Below are 281 nucleotides of genomic sequence, written 5' to 3'. Positions count from 1 at the left end.
CTGCAACGCCGCCCGCCAGCTTGGCGAGACGTTCCTGCAGCTTCTCCTTGTCGTAGTCCGAGGTGGTCTCCTCGATCTGCTGCTTGATCTGGGCGACGCGGCCCTGGATCTCGGCCTTCTTGCCGGCGCCGTCGACGATGGTGGTGTTCTCCTTGGAGATCGACACCTTCTTGGCGCGGCCGAGCATGTTGAGGCCGACATTCTCGAGCTTGATGCCGAGGTCTTCGGAAATGACCTGGCCACCGGTAAGGATAGCGATGTCTTCCAGCATGGCCTTGCGG

1 pseudogene is annotated in these 281 nt (G+C 61.9%); it reads right to left on the bottom strand.

Going from position 1 to position 281, the window contains the following annotated elements:
• A pseudogene (groEL, locus tag BQ8482_RS39885) lies at positions 1-281 on the bottom strand (chaperonin GroEL); the annotation flags it as partial.

This window comes from Mesorhizobium delmotii (assembly GCF_900149755.1).
In the GTDB taxonomy this organism is placed as follows: Bacteria; Pseudomonadota; Alphaproteobacteria; order Rhizobiales; family Rhizobiaceae; genus Mesorhizobium; species Mesorhizobium delmotii.
Note: the sequence above shows the minus strand (reverse complement) of the source record. Positions and strands in the feature narration are given on the sequence as shown.